Below are 3111 nucleotides of genomic sequence, written 5' to 3'. Positions count from 1 at the left end.
AGGCAGTCGAGGAGATGGGCTACCGGCCGCACCGTGCGGCCCGCTCCCTGCGCACCCGCGCCAGCCGGCTCATCGGCTACGGTTTCCGGCTGAGCGATTCGGGCGTCTCCACCCCGGTGCTCGACCGGTTCCTGCACGCGCTCTCGGAAACCGCGGACTCGGCCGGCTACCGGCTGCTGCTGTTCGCCGCCGACTCCGGCCGGCGCGGACTGGGCGCGTACGAGGAGCTGCTGAGCGAGACCGGCGTCGACGCGTTCGTCCTGAGCAGCACCGAGCACGGTGACCGCCGGCAGGCGTGGCTGGAGGAGCGGGGCATCCCCTTCGTGGCGTTCGGCCGGATGTGGTCCGCGCAGGACGTGGGCGACTGGGTCGACGTGGACGGCGCCGCGGGCACCGAGGCCGCCGTCGTACGGCTCGCCCACGAGGGACACCGGCGCATCGCCTTTCTGGGCTGGCCGCCCGGCTCCGGCTCCGGCGACGACCGGGCCGCCGGCTGGCAGCGCGCCATGCGGGAGCACGGACTCGCGGTGGACGGCCACCGCGTGGACAGCGTCAACGACGTCGAAACCGCGGCGCGGGCGGTCATGCCGCTGCTCGACGCGGGCGTGACGGCGGTGGTCGCCGCGAGCGACGCCCTCGCACTGGGCTGTTACCGGGCGATCGGCGAACGGAACGGCACACCCGGCCGCGAAGTCTCCGTGGTGGGTTTCGACGACTCCCCGGTCGCCCCGCTCGTCTCCCCCGGCCTCGCCAGCATCGCGCAACCGCTCGACGACGTGGGCCGGGTGGCGATGCGGCTGCTGCTGGCCAGGATGGCCGACCCCGCGAAACCTCCCGAGCGGGTGCTGCTGCCGCCCTCGCTCGTCGTACGGGCAAGCCTCGGTGCCGCCCCCGGCTGAACCCGCCCGGCACCCCGCACCACCACACCTTCAACTCCGCTCATCAACTCCCCCAGGAGGCCCGCATGTTCCGACGCCCGACAGTGGCCGTGGCCGCCACCGCGTGCGCGGTGCTGCTCACCACCACGACCGGCTGTTCCTCCGGATTCGACAAGAACAAGAGTGGACCGAAGCAGGACGAGGGCGGCAAGCAGACGCTGCGCATCCTCTTCGCCACCTCCGGCGACGCCGAGACCAACGCCGTCAAGAAGGCGACGGCGGCGTGGGAGAAGAAGTCCGGCCACAAGGTCACCGTGCAGATCGCCAAGGACATCGACCAGCAGCTCGGGCAGGCGTTCGCGGGCGACAGCCCGCCGGACGCGTTCTACGTCAACTCCGACCAGTTCGCCAACTACGCCAAGGGCGGCTCGCTCTACGCGTACGGCGACAAGATCCCCGACGCCGAGGAATTCGAGCCGCAGCTGCGCAAGACCTTCACCCACAACGGCAAGCTGGTGTGTCTGCCCAAGGACTCCTCGACCCTGGGCCTGGCGATCAACACCAAGCTGTGGAAGGAGGCCGGGCTGACCTCGGCCGACTACCCCACCACCTGGGCAGAGCTGGAGAAGACCGCCAAGAAGCTGACCTCGGGCAACGTGACCGGGCTGGTCACCACCAACGAGTTCCAGCGGCTCGGCACGTTCATGCGGCAGTCCGGCGGCTGGATAACCAACGGCTCCGAGTCCAAGATGACCGCCGACACCAAGGAAAACGCCCGGGCACTGAGCTTCGTCAAGAAGCTGCTGCGCTCCGGCTCCACGAAGTACGCCGCTCAGATCGACACCGAGTGGGCGGGCGAGGCGCTCGGCAAGAACAAGGCCGGCATGGTCATCGAGGGCAACTGGCTCGCCGGCGGCATGAAGCACGACTACCCGGACACGAAGTACAAGGTCGTGCCGCTGCCCGCCGGGCCGGCCGGCAAGGGCACCCTCGCGTTCACCAACTGCTGGGGCGTGGCCAAGGCCAGCACCCACCAGGCCGCCGCAGTCGACCTGGTCCGCCACCTGACGTCGACGAAGCAGCAGCTCGCCTCCTCCGACGCGATCGGCGTCATGCCCTCCCGTACGGACGCCCTGAAGACCTTCGCCGAGCAGAACCCGGAGTCCAAGGCATGGGTGGCCGGCTCCGCCTACGGCCAGGGCCCGGTGACCGTACCGGGGTTCACCAAGGTCCTCGACCAGTTCAACACCGACATGCAGAACCTGCGCACGGGCAACCCGGGCGAGATCCTCTCCACGCTCCAGCGCAACGGCGAGCAGGCCATCAAGAAGGGCAACTGACCGAGGATGTCCAACCCGCTCACGCGCGCCCGTACGATCCGCGGCCGTGAGGGACTGTGGGGCTGGCTGTTCGTCAGCCCCATGGTCCTCGGCCTCGGGCTCTTCATGGCGCTGCCGATCCTGATGGCGGCATGGGTCAGCCTTCTGGACTGGAACGGGCAGTCCAACCCGTTCAGTTCGGACGCCGACTTCATCGGCATGGACAACTACAGCGGCCTGCTCGCCGAGGACGGGCTCGCCCGTACGCTGTTCGCCACATCGCTGCGCAACAATCTCTACTACGTGCTGCTGGTGGTGCCGCTGCAGACTGCGCTGGCGCTGACCCTGGCCATCATCGTCAACCAGCGCATGCTGCGCGGCCGCAGCATGCTGCGCACCACGTTCTTCTTCCCCTCCGTCACCAGCTCCATCGCCGTGTGCACGGTCTTCCTCTTCCTCTTCCAAGGCAGCGGAGCCGTGAACAAGCTGCTGAGCTGGATCGGCGTCAAGGGACCGAACTGGTTCGCCGATTCGCGCGGTGTGGTCTGGGTGCTGCTCGGCGCCCTCGGCGTCACCAAGAGCGACGGACCCGGCGGCCCGCTGGACGAACACCGGCTGATGGGGCTGCCCTGGTCGGAGTGGCTGGCCGGTCCGTCGGTGGCCATGTGCACCCTCATCCTGCTGGCCATCTGGACGACCTCGGGCACCTTCATGCTCATCTTCCTCGCGGCGCTGCAGCATGTGCCGCGCGAACTGGAGGAGGCCGCGGCCCTGGACGGGGTGAACCGCCGTCAGTTGCTCCGGCACGTGCTGCTGCCGGCGCTGCGTCCGGTGCTGTTCCTGGTGCTGACGCTCGGCATGATCGCCACCTGGCAGGTCTTCGACCAGGTGTACGTGCTGGGGCAGGGTGACCC

At 69.3% G+C, this 3111-nt stretch carries 3 protein-coding genes; all 3 read left to right on the top strand.

Translation table 11 applies throughout. The annotated features are described in order from the left end of the window. Window positions 1–899, top strand: an 899-nt coding sequence (locus tag ACRDP3_RS00725; protein WP_431514815.1) for a LacI family DNA-binding transcriptional regulator, incomplete at its 5' end; no start/stop codon positions are given. A 65-nt stretch (window positions 900–964) separates the two neighbouring features. Beyond that, window positions 965–2218, top strand: a complete 1254-nt coding sequence (locus ACRDP3_RS00720; protein WP_431514814.1) for a sugar ABC transporter substrate-binding protein — start codon at window positions 965–967, stop codon at window positions 2216–2218. A 6-nt stretch (window positions 2219–2224) separates the two neighbouring features. After that, window positions 2225–3111 (top strand): carbohydrate ABC transporter permease (locus ACRDP3_RS00715; RefSeq protein WP_431514813.1); only part of this gene is annotated, 887 nt, incomplete at its 3' end.

Origin of the sequence: Streptomyces sp., assembly GCF_050698815.1 — a bacterium.
In the GTDB taxonomy this organism is placed as follows: Bacteria; Actinomycetota; Actinomycetes; order Streptomycetales; family Streptomycetaceae; genus Streptomyces.
Note: the sequence above shows the minus strand (reverse complement) of the source record. Positions and strands in the feature narration are given on the sequence as shown.

Coding starts and splice junctions, on each gene's coding strand:
- ACRDP3_RS00720 (WP_431514814.1), top strand. CDS start 965: ATGTTCCGACGCCCGACAGTGGCCGTGGCCGCCACCGCGTGCGCGGTG.